22 protein-coding genes and 1 other annotated feature are annotated in these 19,068 nt (G+C 52.9%); of the genes, 7 read left to right on the top strand and 15 right to left on the bottom strand.

Annotated features, from left to right (window positions below; translation table 11 throughout):
* Positions 1-208: 208 nt before the first annotated feature.
* The 14 genes from WH298_RS18190 to WH298_RS18125 all read right to left on the bottom strand — a co-directional run bounded on the left by WH298_RS18190 (position 209) and on the right by WH298_RS18125 (position 11,947).
* Positions 209-667, bottom strand: a complete 459-nt coding sequence (locus WH298_RS18190; protein ID WP_007892697.1) for an NlpC/P60 family protein — start codon at positions 665-667, stop codon at positions 209-211.
* Positions 668-736: 69 nt separating this feature from the next.
* On the bottom strand, positions 737-1,483 hold the full coding sequence (gene btuD, locus WH298_RS18185) for a vitamin B12 ABC transporter ATP-binding protein BtuD (protein ID WP_180823491.1): 747 nt from the start codon (positions 1,481-1,483) through the stop codon (positions 737-739).
* Positions 1,484-2,029 (bottom strand): glutathione peroxidase, encoded by a 546-nt coding sequence (locus WH298_RS18180; protein ID WP_180823490.1) that lies wholly within the window; start codon positions 2,027-2,029, stop codon positions 1,484-1,486.
* Positions 2,030-2,068: 39 nt separating this feature from the next.
* Positions 2,069-3,052, bottom strand: a complete 984-nt coding sequence (btuC, locus tag WH298_RS18175) for a vitamin B12 ABC transporter permease BtuC (RefSeq protein ID WP_180823489.1) — start codon at positions 3,050-3,052, stop codon at positions 2,069-2,071.
* A gap of 90 nt (positions 3,053-3,142) precedes the next feature.
* Positions 3,143-3,511, bottom strand: coding sequence for a DUF2502 domain-containing protein (locus WH298_RS18170; protein WP_180823488.1), 369 nt, complete (start codon positions 3,509-3,511; stop codon positions 3,143-3,145).
* A 190-nt stretch (positions 3,512-3,701) separates the two neighbouring features.
* Complete coding sequence (gene ihfA / locus WH298_RS18165; RefSeq protein WP_007892687.1) at positions 3,702-4,004, bottom strand: integration host factor subunit alpha; 303 nt, start codon at positions 4,002-4,004, stop codon at positions 3,702-3,704.
* Between the two features lie 4 nt (positions 4,005-4,008).
* Positions 4,009-6,396: a phenylalanine--tRNA ligase subunit beta gene (pheT, locus tag WH298_RS18160; RefSeq protein ID WP_180823487.1), complete on the bottom strand. Its 2,388-nt coding sequence runs from the start codon at positions 6,394-6,396 to the stop codon at positions 4,009-4,011.
* Positions 6,397-6,410: 14 nt separating this feature from the next.
* Entirely contained in the window at positions 6,411-7,394 is a 984-nt protein-coding gene (pheS, locus tag WH298_RS18155; protein ID WP_007892680.1) for a phenylalanine--tRNA ligase subunit alpha, read from the bottom strand.
* Positions 7,395-7,465: 71 nt separating this feature from the next.
* Positions 7,466-7,591 (bottom strand) — a sequence feature (Phe leader region).
* Positions 7,542-7,586, bottom strand: a complete 45-nt coding sequence (gene pheM / locus WH298_RS18150; RefSeq protein WP_106120997.1) for a pheST operon leader peptide PheM — start codon at positions 7,584-7,586, stop codon at positions 7,542-7,544. Its footprint overlaps the feature before it by 45 nt.
* 115 nt (positions 7,592-7,706) lie before the next feature.
* The gene (gene rplT / locus WH298_RS18145; protein ID WP_007892678.1) at positions 7,707-8,063 is read right to left on the bottom strand and encodes a 50S ribosomal protein L20; all 357 of its coding nucleotides are present in this window, start codon (positions 8,061-8,063) and stop codon (positions 7,707-7,709) included.
* A 94-nt stretch (positions 8,064-8,157) separates the two neighbouring features.
* The gene (gene rpmI, locus WH298_RS18140; protein ID WP_004157374.1) at positions 8,158-8,355 is read right to left on the bottom strand and encodes a 50S ribosomal protein L35; all 198 of its coding nucleotides are present in this window, start codon (positions 8,353-8,355) and stop codon (positions 8,158-8,160) included.
* A gap of 99 nt (positions 8,356-8,454) precedes the next feature.
* A complete protein-coding gene (gene infC, locus WH298_RS18135) occupies positions 8,455-9,006 on the bottom strand; it encodes a translation initiation factor IF-3 (protein WP_036621995.1) in 552 nt (183 codons plus the stop codon).
* On the bottom strand, positions 9,002-10,939 hold the full coding sequence (thrS, locus tag WH298_RS18130) for a threonine--tRNA ligase (protein ID WP_007892653.1): 1,938 nt from the start codon (positions 10,937-10,939) through the stop codon (positions 9,002-9,004). The genes infC and thrS overlap by 5 nt, the downstream gene beginning before the upstream one ends.
* Before the next feature lie 246 nt (positions 10,940-11,185).
* Positions 11,186-11,947: a DUF481 domain-containing protein gene (locus WH298_RS18125; RefSeq protein WP_007892650.1), complete on the bottom strand. Its 762-nt coding sequence runs from the start codon at positions 11,945-11,947 to the stop codon at positions 11,186-11,188.
* A 331-nt stretch (positions 11,948-12,278) separates the two neighbouring features.
* On the opposite strand from WH298_RS18125, the gene ghoS reads away from it, so the two are divergent.
* Both ghoS and WH298_RS18115 read left to right on the top strand, forming a co-directional pair.
* Complete coding sequence (ghoS, locus tag WH298_RS18120) at positions 12,279-12,569, top strand: type V toxin-antitoxin system endoribonuclease antitoxin GhoS (protein WP_180823486.1); 291 nt, start codon at positions 12,279-12,281, stop codon at positions 12,567-12,569.
* Between the two features lie 89 nt (positions 12,570-12,658).
* Positions 12,659-13,552 (top strand): fructosamine kinase family protein, encoded by an 894-nt coding sequence (locus tag WH298_RS18115; protein ID WP_007892644.1) that lies wholly within the window; start codon positions 12,659-12,661, stop codon positions 13,550-13,552.
* 4 nt (positions 13,553-13,556) lie between these two features.
* Here WH298_RS18115 and WH298_RS18110 read toward each other — a convergent pair whose 3' ends face one another.
* Complete coding sequence (locus tag WH298_RS18110) at positions 13,557-14,093, bottom strand: YniB family protein (protein WP_180823485.1); 537 nt, start codon at positions 14,091-14,093, stop codon at positions 13,557-13,559.
* Between the two features lie 141 nt (positions 14,094-14,234).
* Between WH298_RS18110 and hxpB the strand changes: the two genes are divergently transcribed.
* The 5 genes from hxpB to WH298_RS18085 all read left to right on the top strand — a co-directional run bounded on the left by hxpB (position 14,235) and on the right by WH298_RS18085 (position 18,947).
* A complete protein-coding gene (hxpB, locus tag WH298_RS18105) occupies positions 14,235-14,903 on the top strand; it encodes a hexitol phosphatase HxpB (RefSeq protein WP_180823484.1) in 669 nt (222 codons plus the stop codon).
* 156 nt (positions 14,904-15,059) lie between these two features.
* Positions 15,060-15,896: a 5-dehydro-4-deoxy-D-glucuronate isomerase gene (gene kduI, locus WH298_RS18100; RefSeq protein WP_180823483.1), complete on the top strand. Its 837-nt coding sequence runs from the start codon at positions 15,060-15,062 to the stop codon at positions 15,894-15,896.
* Positions 15,897-15,909: 13 nt separating this feature from the next.
* On the top strand, positions 15,910-16,671 hold the full coding sequence (kduD, locus tag WH298_RS18095) for a 2-dehydro-3-deoxy-D-gluconate 5-dehydrogenase KduD (protein ID WP_180823482.1): 762 nt from the start codon (positions 15,910-15,912) through the stop codon (positions 16,669-16,671).
* A 140-nt stretch (positions 16,672-16,811) separates the two neighbouring features.
* A complete protein-coding gene (locus WH298_RS18090) occupies positions 16,812-17,402 on the top strand; it encodes a metal-dependent hydrolase (protein ID WP_049851874.1) in 591 nt (196 codons plus the stop codon).
* 153 nt (positions 17,403-17,555) lie between these two features.
* Positions 17,556-18,947, top strand: coding sequence for an L-cystine transporter (locus WH298_RS18085; protein ID WP_049851839.1), 1,392 nt, complete (start codon positions 17,556-17,558; stop codon positions 18,945-18,947).
* The last annotated feature ends 121 nt before the right edge of the window (positions 18,948-19,068 follow it).

The raw sequence follows: 19,068 nt of genomic DNA, 5'->3' as shown, positions 1-19,068 counted from the left end.
GGTTTAAGCCGCAAATAATACTTAAGCCAAATAAGCCGGGGTTAATGTCCATACCAATTAAATAAAATTACGCTTTATTTTTAGTATTAAATCAATGGCGGGTAAAGTGCCATTTTAAATGATAGTTAAATATCGGCACAATTCGGATTTAATTCAGGGTGAATAACCCTTATTTTTTCGCGCTTTTATTGCTCAAACAGATCCACGTTTAGATGCGACGCGCCTGCCAAAATACTTTGCGCCAGTAAACATTGTCCAGCGAGGAGCGAATCACACCCTGACTGGTAGAGGCGTGAATAAAGGTGTTGTCGGTATCATAAATACCCACATGCAAACCATTTTCTCCACTACCGGTTTTGAAGAACACCAGATCGCCAGGCAGCAGATCGTCTTTATTGATACGGGTACCAATGTCGGTTTGATCGATAGTCGAACGCGGTAGCTGCATGTCGAATTTATCGCGGAAAGTGAGATAGACAAAACCCGAGCAATCGACACCACCCCGACTTAAACCGCCGTAGCGATAGGGCGTGCCACGCCAGCGGCTAAGCTGCTCGTTGAGCTGGGCAATTACGGTGATGGAATCGGACAGACGACCATTGGGCGGCGGTGCATGATGGCTACAACCGGCCAGCAACAGTGCCAAAATAAAAATCGTCAGCCGCATCAGCGTTTTCCTTCATTCCTTGTCCGGCTGACACTTTAGCGGCAAAGCGCTACGGCACGCAATCCTCTGTCAGGGAATAAACAGCAGCGGACCTTGTGCGGTATCGATTTGTTCAAACGGAGTTTGATAGAGTGGCGCTAATTGTGCCGCAGTTAACACCGCGCTGGCCCTGCCCTGTTTAACCACCTCGCCCCGATGCATCAACCACACGCGGTCGGCATGGCGCAGGCTGTGATTAAGGTCGTGGCCGCTGGCGACAATTGCCAGTCCGCTACGGCACAGCTCAGCCAGCAGCTTATCGACTGCCCGCTGCTGCGCCACATCCAGCGCACTCATTGGTTCATCTAATAGCAGCAGCTTGCCGCGTGGATTAAGCGCCGGATGGACCTGTAGCACCACGGCAGCCAGACGCACCCGTTGCCACTCTCCGCCGGAAAGCTGCGTCACACTGCGGGTCAGCTTGTCTTGTAGCCCCAGTTGGGCCAGTACGTCTTGGAAAACATCGTCGGTTTCAGCCGTTAGTAGCGCGATGTGCATACGCAGATAGTGCCACACCGGCATCTGTCCCGGCGCCATCTGCTGCTGAGGCAGCCAGCCACGCAGCTGCGCCAACGCCGCCCCGCTAAGCGCCGCCAGCGCTGTACCGCCGATCAGCATGCTGCCCTGGCTCGGCAACAAGCCTGACAGCATCGCCAGCAGCGTACTTTTGCCGGCACCGTTCGGCCCAACCAGGTGCACCAGTTCACCGGCGTTGACGCAAAGTTCGACCGGAGCCAGTCGCCCTGAGACGCTGGCTCCGTGGCACTGCAGCACCATTTACTCTGCCAGCGCCTGCTCAACACGTTTCAGAATGATCGGGTCATCCGGCGTCATATCCGGTGAGAAGCGTGCAATCACCTGGCCCTGCTTATTGATGAGGAATTTTTCGAAGTTCCACAGAATATCGCCCGGCGCTTTAGGTGCACGGCCTTTACTCTCCATACGTTCGAGGAACCCGCTGCCTTCCGGACGCTGCGCAACCGGTTGTGCCGCCGTCAGCTGCGCATACAGCGGATGACGCTGTTCACCGTTGACATCGGTTTTATCAAACATGGGGAAGGTAACGCCGTAAGTGGTGCTGCAGAAGGTTTTGATCTCTTCGTTACTGCCCGGCTCTTGCTCGAGGAATTGATTGCACGGGAAACCGAGCACGCTGAAATTTTTATCCTGCCAGGCTTTTTGCAACGATTCCAGCTGCTCATACTGCGCCGTCAGGCCACATTTTGAGGCCACATTCACCACCAGCAATACTTTTCCTTCATATGCTGCCAGCGTGGTTTTCTCTCCATCCAGCGTGACCAGTTCAGTTTGATAAATGCTCATAGTCGATTCCTGTTGTTGATAACACGTTGCCAGCCAAAGCTAGCGCGAAGACTTCACTAATAACACGATAAACAGCGGCGCGCCGAGCGTGGCGGTTACCACACCGATCGGCAGTTCGGCCGAGGTTAAAACCAGGCGAGCAATAATATCTGCGCCGAGCAGTACCGCCGCACCCGCCAACGCTGCCGCCGGAAGCAAATAGCGGTGATCGCTTAAACCACTGAGGCGTAATAGATGCGGAATGACCAGGCCAACAAAGCCAATTGCGCCGGCCATCGCCACGCTAACGCCGACTAACCAACCCATAGCCAGTACCAGCAAATTGCGCCACAGCAGCAGCGGCAAACCCAGCTGACGCGCTGAGGTTTCACCCAGCGCCAGTAAGTTAAGCGTACGCGCGGTAGCAATTAGCAGCAGCGTGACCGGCAACAGCGCCAGCATCATCCAGCCATAGCGCCAGTCAATGCCGCTAAAACCGCCCATCATCCAGTACATGAGCTGGCGCAGATCGAGGCTGGTGCTAAAGTACACCGCCCACGTCATGATCGCGCTACAGATAATGCCCAGCGCTACGCCGGTTAGCAGTAAACGGCTCACCGATAACTGTTGGCGCGCGAAATGCAGCAGAAGAAGCGTAATCAGTAGTGCGCCAGCCATCGCCGCCAGCGCTAAGCTCCATAACGAGCCGTTACCGAGCATCACGCCCATCACCAAACCAATGCCAGCGCCATTAGACACGCCAAGCAAGCCCGGTTCAGCCAGCGGATTGTTGAACAGAGCCTGCATCACCACACCACATACCGCCAGCGCCGCGCCAACCAGCACCACTGCCAGCGTACGCGGCATGCGCAGTTGCCAGACGAACAGATCGCCATTGGCCGAAAACCATTGGGTGGGGGAAATCCAGCTGTCACCGGCACACAGGCTAAGTCCAATCAGCAGCACTAACAGCACGCTGAGTGCGATAAGCCAGCGCTGGTTGCGGCGATTTGCCTGACGGGCAAGCTGATCCAGCAGAGTCATAGATAAGATTGGCTGAGAAAACAGAGATTTGATTGTAGAGGGATTACAGCAAAAAGAAAGCGGCGCTGTGAAGGCGCCGCTGGACGTGTATTACTGATGCGGAGGAATCGGCTGGCCGTGATTATCATGCTTCTGCTGCTTATCACGCTGATCGTGATGCTGCGGCTGCTGATGTGGCTGGCGTGGGTTATCCCGGTGCGCACCATTGCCTGGATGCTGGGCCTGCCAGCCGTTACCGTTCCAGTAACCGTGCGGGCCTTTGGTGCCAATACGCTGGTTATGATGCTGCTTCCACCAGGTTGGCGCACGCCAGTCGTAACCATCCCAATAGTAGCCTCGCTTATCCTGATCGCCAATATGAATGGAAACACCCGGCGTGTTGATGTTGACGGAAACATTGGCGCTAGCCAACAGCGGCATGCCTAACAGGATGCTTAATAAAAGTGCGGTCTTCTTCATTATTCAAACCAGTTGCTGTGTGATGGCGCTGTTATAACAAAAGCGTTGCCGCAGTCACTATCGGCGCGGACCGATTTTCACCCTATTTTCCGGATGCTTACGCAATCCTTACATCGTGAATACATCGTGCAGAACGGCCAGTTTTCAGGCAAAAAAAAGGCCGCTAAGCGGCCTTTTTGTCGTACTGAAATTAGTCAGCATCCTTGGGTGTCGCGTTCTCAACGCGACTTTTCAACTTCTGTCCCGGACGGAATGTCACCACTCGGCGCGCGGTGATAGGAATATCTTCCCCCGTCTTCGGGTTACGGCCCGGACGCTGGTTTTTGTCACGCAGATCAAAATTACCAAATCCGGACAGTTTTACCTGTTCTCCGTTTTCCAACGCGCGGCGAACCTCTTCAAAAAAAAGTTCAACCAACTCTTTGGCATCACGTTTGCTCAACCCGAGTTTTTCAAACAGGTACTCTGACATTTCAGCTTTTGTAAGCGCCATAGGTTCAATCCCTCAAGGTTGCCTGGAATCGCTCTTTTAATGCCGCAACGCATTTGGCAACGGTCGCGGCAATCTCCTCTTCTTCGAGTGTCCGGCTGGTATCCTGCAAAATCAGGCTAATCGCAAGGCTCTTTTCACCTTCGTTTACGCCCTTACCACGGTACACGTCAAACAAGTTTACGCCAACTACCTGATTTACGCCAACTTTCTTACACTCCGCAATGATATCTGCTGCTGGCACGTTTTCAGCCACCACCACAGCGATATCGCGACGGTTTGCCGGGAAGCGTGAAATCTCGCGCGCATCAGGCAGGACGCGGTCTGCGACCTTATTCCAAAGCAGTTCAAACACTAAGGTGCGACCATTAAGATCCAGCTTACGTTCCAGCTCTGGATGAACCACACCGATAAATCCGATTCGTTCACCGTGTAAATAAATTGCGGCGCTTTGTCCTGGGTGCAGCGCCGGATTGGCTTCCGCACGGAAGGAAATCTCATCGAGTTTACCGGTCAAATCTAGCAGCGATTCTAAATCGCCTTTCAAATCATAGAAGTCAACCGTCTGACGCGCCAGATCCCAATGCTCTTCGTAGCGATTACCGCTTAAAACACCGGCCAGCATAAGATCCTGGCGAATGCCCAGATCGGCCTGTGTATCAGGTACAAAGCGCAAACCGCTCTCAAACAGGCGCACGCGACCCTGCTGACGGTTTTGGTTGTACACCACCGCCCCCAGCAAACCGGTCCACAACGATAGGCGCATCGCCGACATATCGCTTGAGATCGGGCTTGGCAGAATCAGGGCTTCTTCGCCTGGATGCAGCAGCTGCTGCAGTTTTGGATCAACGAAGCTATAAGTAATCGCTTCCTGATAGCCTTTATCAACCAACAGATTTTTCGCGCGTTTCAGCGACAGATCGGCTTCGCGATGCTGCGTCATGATCAGGCTGGCCTTTACCGGCACATCGGGGATGTTGTTGTAGCCGTACACGCGAGCCACTTCTTCCACCAGGTCTTCTTCGATAGCCATATCGAAGCGCCAGCTTGGCGCTACGGCTTGCCATTCACCGCTACCCACCGTCACTTCGCAACCGAGACGCGTCAGGATATCGGTCACCTGATCGTCGGCAATGACGTGGCCAATTAAACGGTCAAGCTTTTCACGACGCAGCGTGATGGTGGCGCGCGGCGGCAACGCATTCGCGTCAGTTTGATCGATAACCGGGCCGGCTTCGCCGCCACAGATATCCAGCAGCAGCTGTGTGGCACGCTCAATCGCCTTGTGCTGCAGCGCGGGATCGACACCACGCTCGTAGCGATGCGATGCGTCGGTATGCAGGCCCTGACGACGTGCACGACCGGTAATCGCCAGCGGATCAAAATAGGCACACTCAAACAGGATGTTTTGCGTCTCTTCATTTACGCCCGAATGCTCGCCACCAAAGATGCCGCCCATCGCCAGCGCTTTGTGGTGATCGGCGATCACCAGCGTATCACTGCTCAGTTTGGCTTCGGTACCATCCAGCAGCGTGAGCACTTCGCCCTCTTTCGCCATGCGCACTACAATGCCACCGTCGATGCGGTCGAGATCAAAGGCGTGCATCGGCTGGCCAAGCTCCAGCAGCACAAAGTTGGTGATATCGACGACCGGATCGATTGAGCGAATACCGCAGCGACGCAATTTTTCACGCATCCACAACGGCGTGGCTGCTTTCACATTCACCCCTTTTACTACGCGGCCAAGGTAGCGCGGACACGCTGCGGTGGCATCGACGCGAATCGGGAACGTATCGCTAATCGTCGCGTTGACCGGCTGAATGGCAGGCGCGGTCAGCGGTAAACCGTTTAGTACCGCCACATCACGCGCAATACCGATGATGCCGAGGCAATCGGCGCGGTTTGGCGTGACGCTGATTTCAATGGTGTTATCGTCCAGCTGCAGATAGCTGCGGATGTCGGTACCAATCGGCGCATCAGCAGGCAGCTCAATAATGCCGCTGTGATCGTCGGAAATGCCCAGTTCTGAGAATGAGCACAGCATGCCTTCAGACGGCTCGCCGCGCAGTTTTGCCGCTTTGATTTTGAAATCGCCCGGCAATACCGCACCCACGGTGGCCACCGCCACTTTCAGGCCCTGACGGCAGTTTGGCGCGCCGCAAACGATATCCAGCAGGCGATCGCCGCCAACGTTGATTTTGGTAACGCGCAGTTTGTCGGCATTCGGATGCTGGCCGCACTCAACCACTTCACCCACGACAACACCGGTGAAAGCACCGGCAACCGGATCGACGCCATCCACTTCGAGGCCGGCCATGGTGATTTGCTCAGACAGCGCAGCGCTGTCCAGGGCTGGATTTACCCATTCGCGTAACCAGAGTTCACTGAATTTCATTGGATAACCTGCCCTTATTTAAATTGTTTGAGGAAACGTAAATCATTTTCGAAGAAGGCGCGCAGATCGGTCACACCGTAGCGCAGCATGGTGAGACGCTCCATGCCCATGCCAAAGGCAAAGCCTGAATACACTTCCGGATCGATGCCCACGTTGCGCAGTACGTTCGGGTGCACCATGCCGCAACCCAGCACTTCCAGCCATTTGCCGTTTTTACCCATCACATCTACTTCCGCAGACGGTTCGGTAAACGGGAAGTAAGAAGGACGGAAGCGGATTTGCAGGTTCTCTTCGAAGAAGTTGTTCAGGAAATCGTGCAGCGTGCCTTTCAGATTGGTGAAGCTAATGTCTTTATCGACAATCAAACCTTCCATCTGATGGAACATCGGTGTGTGCGTCTGATCGTAGTCGTTACGATAAACGCGGCCTGGCGCGATGATGCGGATTGGCGGCTGCTGATTTTTCATAGTGCGAATCTGCACGCCTGAAGTTTGGGTACGCAGCAAACGCGTGGCATCAAACCAGAAGGTGTCGTGGTCGGCACGCGCCGGGTGATGCCCCGGAATATTCAGCGCATCAAAGTTATGGTAATCATCTTCAATTTCCGGACCGGTCACTACCGCAAAACCGAGTTCGCCGAAGAAGTTTTCGATACGATCGATGGTACGAGTGACCGGATGCAAACCGCCATTCTCAACGCGACGACCTGGCAGCGACACATCGATGGTTTCTGCCGCCAGACGCGCGTTCAGCTCAGCGCTTTCCAGCGTCTCTTTGCGAGCGGTAAGGCGATCCTGCACTTGCTGCTTGGCATCGTTGATAACCGCACCGGCTGCTGGACGCTCTTCCGCTGGCAATTCGCGCAGCGTGGTCATTTGCAGCGTCAGGTGCCCTTTCTTACCCAAAAATTCGACGCGCACGGCGTCCAGAGCAGCGATATCCGCCGCCTCGTCGATGGCGGCCGTGGCACGGGCCACCAGGTCTGCGAGTTGGGACATGATTTCCTCTTCTTCCAGCCGGGCTGGTCAGTTCTCGTTGGGATCGTGTGATCCGATTAAGTGTCGCCAGAAATAAAAAAGCCTCCACGAGGGAGGCTTTCAGCGCGATTTTTCGTTTCTTTTCTTATGCGCAAAAGCCCCTGATGTTCAGGCGCTAAAGTAAAAAAAGAAACGGAAAATAGCAGCATTCATGCTTGCGTTACCTTGTCATGTTAGAAACCGCACTATTGAAATGCGCAGCGGCCAAAATGTCAATCTTTTGCGTGAGTTGCGGGTAATAAAAAAGGGAGCAAGCTCCCTTTTTCAACTGACTTACGCCAGAGCTGATTTTGCTTTTTCAACAAGTGCAGTAAATGTCACTTTGTCGAATACAGCGATGTCAGCCAGAATCTTACGGTCGATTTCAATAGAGGCTTTTTTCAGGCCATTGATGAAACGGCTGTAAGAGATACCGTTCTGACGAGCCGCAGCGTTGATACGCGCGATCCACAGTTGACGGAACTGACGCTTACGTTGACGACGGTCACGGTAAGCATACTGACCAGCTTTGATAACAGCCTGGAAGGCAACGCGGTATACACGTGAACGTGCACCGTAGTAGCCTTTAGCTTGTTTTAAGATTTTCTTGTGACGTGCGCGAGCAATTACACCACGTTTAACGCGAGCCATGTGAGCTCTCCTTTATCATATTCTGTGACGCCTTATACCCTGCAAGCCAATGGCCGTTACGCAACGTTTTCAGGCAAATTTATAAAAAGTTTACTTATGCGTACGGCAGGCAGGCAATAACCAGACCCAGATCGCCTTTAGACACCATGCCTTTCGGACGCAGGTGACGTTTACGCTTAGTAGACTTTTTAGTCAGAATATGACGCAGGTTTGCGTGCTTACGCTTGAAGCCACCAGAAGCGGTCTTCTTAAAGCGCTTAGCGGCGCCACGTACAGTTTTAATCTTTGGCATTTTTACAAATATCCACTTCGCATTGTTAATAAAATGAATCAGATAGGCGAATAAAAATCCGCGCAACGCAAGCGCTGCGCGGCATTATTACTTGAAGGCCTACTGTTTCTTCTTAGGAGCGAGCACCATGATCATCTGACGACCTTCGATCTTCGAAGGGAAGGATTCGACAATCGCCAGATCCATGTCTTCACACAGATCTTTACGGACGCGGTTAAGCACTTCCATACCGATCTGCTGGTGCGCCATCTCACGACCGCGGAAACGCAGCGTGATTTTGGCTTTATCGCCCTCTTCCAGAAAGCGAATCAGGTTGCGTAGTTTGACCTGATAGTCGCCATCATCGGTACCAGGACGGAATTTGATTTCCTTAACCTGGATAACTTTCTGCTTCTTCTTCTGTTCCTTAGAAGACTTACTCTTTTCATAAAGGAACTTGCCGTAATCCATAATACGGCAAACCGGCGGTTCGGCGTTCGGGCTGATTTCAACTAAATCTACGCCAGCTTCTTCAGCTTTCTCAATGGCTTCACGCAAGGTGACAATGCCAAGTTGCTCACCGTCTACGCCAGTTAAGCGCACTTCGGTGGCTCGGATTTCGCCGTTGATACGGTTCGGACGTGTCGGTTGTACTCGTTTTCCGCCTTTAATAACCTGTTTCCTCTAATTGGTGAAGATGTCGGCTGCGAATCTCTTGTTGCAGCTTCTCAACAAACACATCTACGTCCATGCTCCCAAGGTCTTTACCACGGCGGGTGCGCACGGCAACTTTGCCTGCTTCCACCTCTTTGTCACCGCAAACCAGCATATAAGGGACGCGACGTAATGTGTGCTCGCGGATTTTAAAGCCTATCTTCTCGTTTCTCAAGTCTGCTTTGACACGAATGCCCGCATTCTGCAATTTCTTTGTCAGTTCACTGACATATTCTGACTGACTGTCGGTGATATTCATCACTACAGCCTGCACCGGCGCCAACCAACTCGGGAAGAATCCAGCGAACTCTTCGGTCAGGATGCCGATAAAGCGCTCCATCGAACCGAGAATTGCGCGGTGAATCATTACCGGTGTCTGGCGATCGTTGTTTTCGCCGACAAAAGTAGCGTCCAGACGCTTTGGCAGGGAGAAGTCTAGCTGAACGGTGCCACACTGCCAGGCGCGGTCGAGACAATCGTACAGGGTAAACTCAATTTTAGGGCCGTAGAAGGCACCTTCTCCTGGCTGATATTCGAATGGAATGTCATTCTCTTTCAGCGCTTCTGCCAAATCCACTTCCGCACGATCCCACATTTCGTCGGTACCGATACGTTTTTCCGGACGGGTCGACAGTTTCACCACGATTTTTTCAAAACCGAAGGTGCTGTACATGTCGTATACCATGCGGATACAGCTGTTCACCTCATCACGTACCTGATCTTCGGTACAGAAGACGTGAGCATCATCCTGAGTAAAGCCGCGTACACGCATCAGACCATGTAACGCACCTGAAGGTTCGTTACGATGGCAGCTACCAAACTCCGCCATACGCAGCGGCAGGTCGCGGTAGGATTTCAGACCCTGATTAAAGATCTGCACGTGGCCGGGGCAGTTCATGGGTTTGATGCAATATTCACGGTTCTCTGAAGAGGTGGTGAACATCGCTTCTTTGTAGTTTTCCCAGTGACCGGTTTTTTCCCACAGCACACGGTCCATCATGAACGGACCCTTTACTTCCTGATAGTCATACTCTTTCAGCTTGGTACGCACAAACACTTCCAGCTCGCGGAAGATGGTCCAGCCGTCATTGTGCCAGAACACCATGCCCGGTGCTTCTTCCTGCATGTGGTACAGATCAAGCTGCTTACCGATTTTACGGTGATCGCGTTTCGCCGCTTCTTCCAGGCGCTGCAAATAGGCAGCCAACTGTTTTTTATCCGCCCAGGCCGTACCGTAGATGCGCTGCAGCATTTTGTTATCGCTGTTGCCGCGCCAGTAAGCTCCGGAGATTTTCTGCAGTTTGAAGTGATGGCAGAAACGCATATTCGGCACGTGCGGACCGCGGCACATGTCGATGTATTCTTCATGGTGATACAGGCCAGGACGGTCGTCATGGCTGATGTTCTCGTCAAGAATAGTGGTTTTATAGCTTTCGCCACGCTCGGCAAACACGTCACGTGCTTCCTGCCAGCTCACCTTCTTCTTAACAACATCATAATTGCTTTCAGCCAGCTGGTGCATACGTTTTTCCAGCAGCTCAAGATCTTCCTGAGTTAACGTATGTTCCAGATCGACGTCATAATAGAAACCGTTATCAATCACCGGGCCGATAGCCATCTTGGTGTTTGGCCACAGCTGCTTAATCGCATGCCCTAACAGGTGTGCACATGAGTGACGAATGATTTCTAAACCGGCGTCGTCTTTAGCGGTAATAATCGCTACCTGAGCATCTTCGGTGATGGGATCAACCGCATCAACCAACTCGCCATTCACGCGACCGGCGATACAGGCTTTCGCCAAACCCGGTCCAATATCCAGAGCGATATCCATCACGCTAACGGGACGGTCAAAGCTGCGCTGGCTGCCATCAGGAAGAGTAATTACTGGCATTTCATATCCTTAAATGCAGTGGTAAGCCACACGAAAGCCTACATGCAAAACTGAGTTTCGTAGTGTGTAACCCGGCGTGATGTCAGACCCACGTTGTCGGAATGACGCCAGGAATGTAAAGCGGCGATGATAATAGCAGCTTTCGCCGCCGATCAAAACCCGTGCGGAGATTCGCTAAGCTAAAGAGAAATAAAAAAAACCGCCGCGAGGCGCAGGCCTGGCAGCGGTGATTCACACACGGCTCGCTTACATCGCGTATGAGAGCTGGATCGTGGTTTTAGTGTCTGTACGATCGGGCGCAGATTCTGGTGGGTTGTTATTCCAGGTCACGTTATAACCCAGTTTCAGTGCGAAGTGATCATTGATAGCCACCTGTAACGCGGTTTCTGAGTTCAGCGTGGTGTCTTCACCGAAGCTGCTCAGTACAGATACACCCTGAATAAACTTGGTGGTATCCGTCAGCTGCCACTGGTAGCTCACTGCGCCATAACCCAGCGCTTTGGTTTCATGACCGCCTTCGCGGAAATCATCGTAACGTACACCCGGACCGAATTCAGCACGCAGTGAGTGAACCGGACCGTTGAGGATCTGACGACCGTAACCGGCTGTCAGCACGTCGCGTGAATCATAACCGTTGAAACGATCGCTTAACCAGCTCGCCTGTCCAAACAGGTAATCAGCGCTATTAAGGTTGTAACGGCTACGACCACCGATGTTATAGGTCTCAGATGAACGCTCATCGTTAGATGAGTTGTTTGAAGCATTGCCCCAGAGACTCAATGCGGTGTTGGTTTGGTACCACGTCATATTGGTAGCAGCACTCAGCGAAGAGCTGGTGGTGTTACCGGTTTGAGCCAGATAACCCGCTGACGCAGTGCCTTCAAACGGTTTTTTCGCCGTGGAAGGGTCATCCATTGAGGTGAAAACGGCGTTATCTGCCAATGCCTGGTGACAAAATGCTCCAGCAGAGAGCAATAAAATAGCGGACAGCTTGTTGAAGGCTTTCATTAAAAGTAATCCGTACGACAGTTTAAAAAACGAAGAGTTTGAAGCGTTTCTCCGGCCAAGCAATGCAATTTAGCGTAAGTTTTGTAAAAAAGCATGTACTCACAAAAAAAGCCAGAAAAGCCGCTGGAGCGCTCATTTAATGGGATTTCTCCCATTTTCGTTGCGCATTATAGGGGGCAAATAACCAAATAGCAGCCCAAAAACAACAAGAATTCTCTTAACTCTCTTGACGCAGATTTACGTCTCACGCAAAGCAATAAATTGCTCGAAATTCGCTCTATTCAGCCTGCTGGTCTACGCTGAAATCTGTTCGATAACAATGAGGTGAATAATGAGTGACCATGACCTAAAACGTTACATTGTCACGTTGAAATACCAGGAAAATGGCTTGGGTGACTTGCAGTCCGTTAACAGCGCCATGATTAATGGCGGATATAGCACCACATTAAACGATAATGACGGCCATCCGCATGAACTTGGCACCAACAGCTTTGGTATCGTCAGCGCCTTAGAGGAACATGACGTTGCTGAGCAAGCGGCGGGATATGCCCAAATTGCGCTGGACCATAAACCCGAGGTTGAAGTCACTACGCTGGAAGCATTTCTGAAAAATCAATCCTGACGCATTGCAAAAAACCGCATCGACGTCAGGTTTGCTGAAGTTTTGCGCGTTACAATCGAACTTACGCAGCGAATAAAGAGGATTACCCGATGTGGTCAACCATTAGTCGTCTGTTAAGCGAATACGCCGGCGATGCCGAAATTACTGAACGCCAGGAACTTCCCGGCGGCGACGTTCACCCTGCGTGGCGTATCCGTTACGGAGAATTGGAGGTGTTCGTCAAATGTAATACTCGCGACATGCTCACGCTGTTTAGTTGGGAAGCGGATCAACTTGATTTGCTGGCACGCACGCAAACTGTGCGCGTGCCAAAAGTGTATGGCGTCGGCAACGATCGCGATACCAGCTTCCTGCTCCTGGAGTATATCGCGCCCGAACCCTTGAACGACAAGAGCGCCTTCCAGCTCGGTCAGCAACTCGCGCACCTGCATCAATGGAGCGAGCAACCGCAATTTGGTCTCGATTACGACAACAACATCACCACCTCGCCGCAGCCGAATAGCTGGTTACGTCGCTGGTCGGTGTTCTTTGCTGAGCAACGCATCGGCTGGCAGCTCCAGCTGGCCGCTGAGAAGGGCGTGCATTATGGCAATACCGAGCTGATTGTCGATTGCGTACAGCGCGCTTTAGCCAACCATCATCCGCAGCCCTCTTTACTACACGGCGATCTATGGCCGGCCAACTGTGCAGGTAGCGTCAACGGCCCGTGGCTGTTCGATCCCGCCTGTTACTGGGGCGATCGTGAATGCGATCTGGCCATGCTGAGTTATTACGCTGACCTACCACGCCAGATATATGATGGCTACCACGCCGTTTGGCCGCTGGCAGAGGGTTTCTCACAGCGTCAGCCGGTTTATCAACTCTATTACTTGCTCAATCGCGCTAACGTGTTCGGCGGCAACTGGACAGGCGAAGCCCAGTTCGCCATCGGCCAGTTATTAGATGAAGATGTATTGGGAGCTCGTCAGGCCAAACCGGCCTGACGTTTTACAGCATACCGAGCAGCTTAAGCACGAAATACCCGGCGATAGCGATAACGATAGGCAAGATATAAAGCGGGAAAATCTGCAAAAAAATGGTGTGGCGTGGAATGTGAATTTTCTCTTCCAGCTGCATACGCGTGCGCCCTTCACTGCCTTTAGCTTGTTCCAAGATCAACTGATCCTCAATACCTTCTTTAATGTGGCGTGACTGACGCCACATCCGAGCACCAGATGCCTGTAAGGCGATGCCGACAAAAATCAGGATGTAGATCAGCCAGAATCCGATATTCGCGCCGCCATTAAATTCCGGCACCGGTGAGTTTTGCCAGAATACATTGAGAAACGGTGTATTGAACTTCACCATATCGACCATGACATGGACAAAATCGAGCATCACCGCATCAATGCCTGGTTGCTTTTCACTGTGCTTAAACATATAGCCCAGCAGCGAAATGATGGTGGATAGCAGTGCCGGTATGAAAATCACCCAGCCAGCCACACGCTTAAGGATGGCGATGCGGCCAGCCTGTTGGTAAGTCATGGTGTCTCCCTGAACCAAAAATAGTTTGCCTAAGTCTACCTGCACTAACGCCATTTTTCCTGAAAAATGCGTGGCCTGCCGTCAGTCGGCTTTCTGCAGGTCTCATGCTAAGGTAAACCAAATTTCAAAGGGAGCTGTTGTATGTCATATCGTCGTCCTGTATTGGCCGCCATTTTTGATATGGACGGATTGCTGATCGACTCCGAACCGCTATGGGATCGGGCAGAGTTGGATATTTTCGCCAGCCTCGGTGTGGATATCACCCGCCGCCACGAATTGCCGGATACGTTAGGCCTGCGCATCGATCAAACCGTGCGTATGTGGTTCGAAGCGTTGCCGTGGCAGGGGCCGGATCAGCAGGAAGTGACCAATCGCATTATCGCCCGCGCACTGACGCTGGTGGAAGAGACGCGGCCACTGCTGCCCGGCGTGGAACAGGCGCTGCAATTGTGCCAGCAGCAAGGTTTGCAAATTGGCCTTGCCTCCGCCTCACCGTTGCACATGCTGGAACGCGTGCTGGCGATGTTCGACTTGCGGAAATACTTTGATGTGCTGGCCTCCGCCGAAGCGTTGCCCTACAGCAAGCCGCATCCGCAGGTCTATCTCGACGCCGCAGCCAAATTAGGTATTGATCCGCTCAACTGCGTCACGCTGGAAGACTCTTTCAACGGCATGATTGCGACCAAAGCCGCACGGATGCGTTCGATTGTAGTGCCCGCGCCCGACCATCGTGACGATGCGCGCTGGTCACTGGCCAACGTCATTCTTACGGATCTTACCCAGCTCAGACCTGAACATCTGCACGGTTAATCGCAGCCCGCTCAACGCGGGCTTTATTATGCAAGTTGATCGATCACGCAAATAAATAAAACATCGTTTCATTTTTATTGAATTCATGTCTCATCCTGCCTAAGATGCCCGAAGACCCGCATCGGGACCATTCCTTTGACTCTTGAGAGGCCTGAGATGGACGTACGTCAAAGCATTCACAGCGATCATGCCAAATCCCTGGATACCACCGGTTTACGCCGCGAGTTTCTGATCGAAAAAATTTTCGACGCCGATAACTACACCCTGACTTACAGCCATATCGATCGCATCATCATCGGCGGCGTAATGCCGGTGCATAAAGCGGTGACCATCGGTCATGAAGTGGGTAAACAGTTGGGCGTCAGCTACTTCCTTGAGCGCCGCGAACTGGGTGTCATCAATATTGGTGGGCCAGGTGTAATTGAGGTAGACGGCAAAACCTGGGAAATTGGCCAGCAGGAAGCGCTGTACGTGGGACAAGGTGCACAGAGCGTCATTTTTCGCAGTAGCGATGCTCATCAGCCCGCGAAGTTTTACTACAACAGCGCGCCAGCACATATTCACTTCCCAGACAAGAAAATCACCCTCGACGAGGCCGTAAAAGCCACCTTAGGCGATGCCGCCACCTCCAATCGTCGCACCATCAATAAATTCATCGTGCCGGACGTGCTGCCGACCTGCCAACTGACAATGGGACTAACGCGTCTCGATGACGGCAATCTGTGGAATACCATGCCGTGCCACACCCACGAGCGGCGTATGGAGGTCTATTTCTACTTTGATATGGCCGATGACAGCGCCGTGTTTCATATGATGGGCCAGCCGCAGGAGACGCGTCATTTATTAGTACACAACGAACAGGCGGTGATTTCACCCAGCTGGTCAATTCATGCTGGCGTTGGAACGCAACGCTATACCTTTATCTGGGGCATGGTGGGTGAAAACCAGGTGTTCGATGACATGGATCACGTCAACATCAGCGCGCTGCGCTAACAAGGAGCGAAGCATGATACTCAACGCATTTAATCTTGAAGGCAAAATCGCGCTGGTGACTGGCTGTAATACCGGATTAGGCCAGGGCATGGCACTCGGGCTGGCGCAAGCGGGCTGTGACATCATTGGCGTCAATCGCGCGGGGCCAGATGATACCCAGGCCAAAGTCGAGGCGTTAGGCCGTCGCTTCTGGTCAATTCAGGCCGATCTCACTAAACCCGCCGTCGTGCCACAGATTGTGCAACAGGCTGTCTCACAGGCCGGCCGTATCGACATTCTGGTCAATAATGCCGGCATTATTCGCCGCGAAGACGCACTTAATTTCAGTGAGCAGGATTGGGACGATGTGATGAACATCAATAGCAAAAGCCTGTTCTTCTTGTCGCAGCAGGTGGCACGGCAGTTTATCGCGCAAGGCAACGGCGGCAAGATCATCAACATCGCCTCCATGCTCTCGTTCCAGGGCGGGATTCGCGTACCGTCTTATACCGCCTCGAAAAGTGCGGTCATGGGATTAACCCGCCTGATGGCCAACGAGTGGGCGAAACACGGCATTAACGTCAATGCCATCGCGCCGGGCTACATGGCAACTAACAACACCGAACAGCTGCGCAGTGACGAATCGCGCAACGAGGAGATTCTCGGCCGCATTCCATCAGGTCGCTGGGGCATGCCGGACGATATGATGGGTCCCATCGTGTTCCTCGCCTCCAGCGCCTCGGATTATGTCCAGGGTTACACTTTAGCCGTCGATGGCGGATGGTTAGCACGCTAAGCTAACCCGTTCTTTTCCCGCGTCATTGTGGCGCGGGAATGCCAAAATTATTAACGCTTCGTTACAGCGTCACCATTCTCATTCACTGGATAAATCCCTATACTGGATGCATCGACAGTTTTATGCAGCCAGGTTTTATCATGACGGCCGAAGGCCATATTATCTTTGCCATTGCCAGCGCCATTTTTGCCAAGCGCGCGGAACTGACGCCAGTGATGGCCAGCGCCGATTGGTGGCATTTAGTGCCTGCTGCGCTTCTCACCTGCCTGCTGCCCGATATCGATCACCCGAAATCCGTATTAGGCCAGCGGCTGAGGTGGCTATCGCATCCGATTGCCCGCGCTTTTGGCCATCGCGGTTTTACCCACAGTTTGCTGGCCGTGGCGCTCAGCTTATGGCTATTTCAAATCAATGTGCCCGCCGACTGGTTTCTCCCCGCCGATGTGCTGCAGGGGATGACGCTGGGTTATCTCAGCCATATCGTCGCCGACATGCTAACGCCAGCGGGCGTACCTTTGTTATGGCCCTGCCGCTGGCGCTTCCGTTTACCGATACTGAATAGCCAGAAAGGTAACCAATTTGAGCGTGCGCTTTGCCTGGCATTAGTCGGCTATGCCCTGTGGTTCCCACCCGGGCTGCCCTCTTTTGGTGCTAATGGTTGGCCGGAACAGCTGTTTAATACGCTACAAAATGGCGTCGGTCGGCTGGTTAATGGTCAAAACGGTCAATAACCCGACAATTCAAGCGATAAAGTTATAAAACATTCTTTTTGGGTATAAGCCCGCTCCGCACTGAACTGATAACATTCCCAATATTCCCTAACGGGGATTTACTGTTTTCTGCGCCATCATAATCTGATGGCGCAGCACCTTCTGGAGTTGAGCATGGATATTCCCCTAATTATTAACATCGTGGCGTTTGTCGCGCTGCTGATTCTGCTGAATCGCATTGGTAATCAAAGCTGGAGCCTGTCAAAGCGCGTATTGACCGGTTTGGTATTGGGCGTGGCTTTCGGTCTGGCGCTGCAAACCATTTACGGCGAAAACAGCGCCACGGTAAAAGCATCGATTGGCTGGTTCAACATCGTCGGTAACGGCTACGTTCAACTGCTGCAAATGATTGTGATGCCGCTGGTGTTCGCCTCTATCCTGAGTGCGGTAGCGCGTCTGCATAATGCATCGTCGTTGGGCAAAATCAGCGTACTGACCATTGGCGTGCTGTTGTTCACCACAGCGATTTCTGCGCTGGTCGGCGTGATGGTGACCGGCTTGTTTGGCCTGAGTGCTGAAGGTTTGGTACAAGGCGCGCAGGAAACTGCTCGTCTGAGTGCGATTCAAAGCAACTATGTGGGCAAAGTGGCCGACCTCAGCACGCCACAGCTGCTGCTGTCATTCATCCCGAAAAACCCGTTTGCCGATATGGCCGGTGCCAATCCAACCTCGATCATTAGCGTGGTCATTTTTGCTGCCTTCCTCGGTGTGGCAGCGCTGCAACTGCTGAAAGATGACAAGGCTAAGGGCGAGCGCGTACTGGTGGCGATCGATACCCTGCAATCGTGGGTGATGAAGCTGGTGCGCTTGATCATGAAGTTGACGCCGTACGGTGTGCTGGCGCTGATGACCAAAGTCGTGGCGGGTTCTAACCTGCAGGACATCATCAAGCTAGGTGGTTTCGTGGTGGCGTCTTACCTCGGCCTGGCGATCATGTTTGCTGTGCACGCGCTGCTGCTGTCGGTCAACGGCATCAACCCAATGCGCTTCTTCCGTAAAGTGTGGCCGGTGATTACCTTCGCTTTCACCAGCCGCTCCAGCGCCGCGAGTATTCCACTGAACGTGGAAACGCAAACGCGTCGTCTTGGTGTGCCGGAATCTATCGCCAGCTTCTCAGCCTCGTTCGGTGCCACTATTGGTCAGAACGGTTGTGCGGGTCTCTATCCCACCATGCTGGCGGTGATGGTTGCGCCTACGGTGGGTATCAACCCGTTTGATCCGATGTGGATTGCCACGCTGGTGGGGATTGTCACGCTGAGCTCTGCGGGTGTTGCGGGCGTCGGTGGCGGTGCAACTTTCGCCGCGCTGATTGTGCTGCCCGCGATGGGCCTGCCAGTGACGCTGGTCGCACTGCTGATCTCCATCGAGCCGCTGATCGATATGGGCCGTACCGCGCTTAACGTTAACGGCTCAATGACCGCCGGTTCACTGACCAGTCGCTGGCTCGGTTTGACCGACAAGCAAGTGCTGGAGAGCGACGAGCACGCCGAACTGGCGCATCGCTAACGTCTTATGATTCCGATAACGGCAGGCCGCAAGGTCTGCCGTTTTTTTTTGCCTTTTTCTGTCGAATTCGCCCCAATCATGGTGCCAGCGTCAGGAAAGCGTTAAGCGTGGTAAACAGAGG

Source organism: Pantoea nemavictus (assembly GCF_037479095.1).
Classification (GTDB): domain Bacteria; phylum Pseudomonadota; class Gammaproteobacteria; order Enterobacterales; family Enterobacteriaceae; genus Pantoea; species Pantoea nemavictus.
The sequence above is the reverse complement of the archived record's forward strand: the minus strand, read 5'-3'. Positions and strand labels throughout refer to the sequence as shown.

Excerpts from the sequence above, each read along its gene's own strand:
- btuC (WP_180823489.1), bottom strand. The coding sequence starts at position 3,052 with ATGACTCTGCTGGATCAGCTTGCCCGTCAGGCAAATCGCCGCAACCAG.
- rpmI (WP_004157374.1), bottom strand. The coding sequence starts at position 8,355 with ATGCCAAAGATTAAAACTGTACGTGGCGCCGCTAAGCGCTTTAAGAAG.
- hxpB (WP_180823484.1), top strand. The coding sequence starts at position 14,235 with ATGTCATATCGTCGTCCTGTATTGGCCGCCATTTTTGATATGGACGGA.
- pheS (WP_007892680.1), bottom strand. The coding sequence starts at position 7,394 with ATGTCCCAACTCGCAGACCTGGTGGCCCGTGCCACGGCCGCCATCGAC.
- pheT (WP_180823487.1), bottom strand. The coding sequence starts at position 6,396 with ATGAAATTCAGTGAACTCTGGTTACGCGAATGGGTAAATCCAGCCCTG.
- ghoS (WP_180823486.1), top strand. The coding sequence starts at position 12,279 with ATGAGTGACCATGACCTAAAACGTTACATTGTCACGTTGAAATACCAG.
- WH298_RS18170 (WP_180823488.1), bottom strand. The coding sequence starts at position 3,511 with ATGAAGAAGACCGCACTTTTATTAAGCATCCTGTTAGGCATGCCGCTG.
- WH298_RS18090 (WP_049851874.1), top strand. The coding sequence starts at position 16,812 with ATGACGGCCGAAGGCCATATTATCTTTGCCATTGCCAGCGCCATTTTT.
- kduI (WP_180823483.1), top strand. The coding sequence starts at position 15,060 with ATGGACGTACGTCAAAGCATTCACAGCGATCATGCCAAATCCCTGGAT.
- WH298_RS18125 (WP_007892650.1), bottom strand. The coding sequence starts at position 11,947 with ATGAAAGCCTTCAACAAGCTGTCCGCTATTTTATTGCTCTCTGCTGGA.
- WH298_RS18085 (WP_049851839.1), top strand. The coding sequence starts at position 17,556 with ATGGATATTCCCCTAATTATTAACATCGTGGCGTTTGTCGCGCTGCTG.
- btuD (WP_180823491.1), bottom strand. The coding sequence starts at position 1,483 with ATGGTGCTGCAGTGCCACGGAGCCAGCGTCTCAGGGCGACTGGCTCCG.
- WH298_RS18180 (WP_180823490.1), bottom strand. The coding sequence starts at position 2,029 with ATGAGCATTTATCAAACTGAACTGGTCACGCTGGATGGAGAGAAAACC.
- thrS (WP_007892653.1), bottom strand. The coding sequence starts at position 10,939 with ATGCCAGTAATTACTCTTCCTGATGGCAGCCAGCGCAGCTTTGACCGT.
- kduD (WP_180823482.1), top strand. The coding sequence starts at position 15,910 with ATGATACTCAACGCATTTAATCTTGAAGGCAAAATCGCGCTGGTGACT.
- WH298_RS18190 (WP_007892697.1), bottom strand. The coding sequence starts at position 667 with ATGCGGCTGACGATTTTTATTTTGGCACTGTTGCTGGCCGGTTGTAGC.
- ihfA (WP_007892687.1), bottom strand. The coding sequence starts at position 4,004 with ATGGCGCTTACAAAAGCTGAAATGTCAGAGTACCTGTTTGAAAAACTC.
- rplT (WP_007892678.1), bottom strand. The coding sequence starts at position 8,063 with ATGGCTCGCGTTAAACGTGGTGTAATTGCTCGCGCACGTCACAAGAAA.
- WH298_RS18115 (WP_007892644.1), top strand. The coding sequence starts at position 12,659 with ATGTGGTCAACCATTAGTCGTCTGTTAAGCGAATACGCCGGCGATGCC.
- WH298_RS18110 (WP_180823485.1), bottom strand. The coding sequence starts at position 14,093 with ATGACTTACCAACAGGCTGGCCGCATCGCCATCCTTAAGCGTGTGGCT.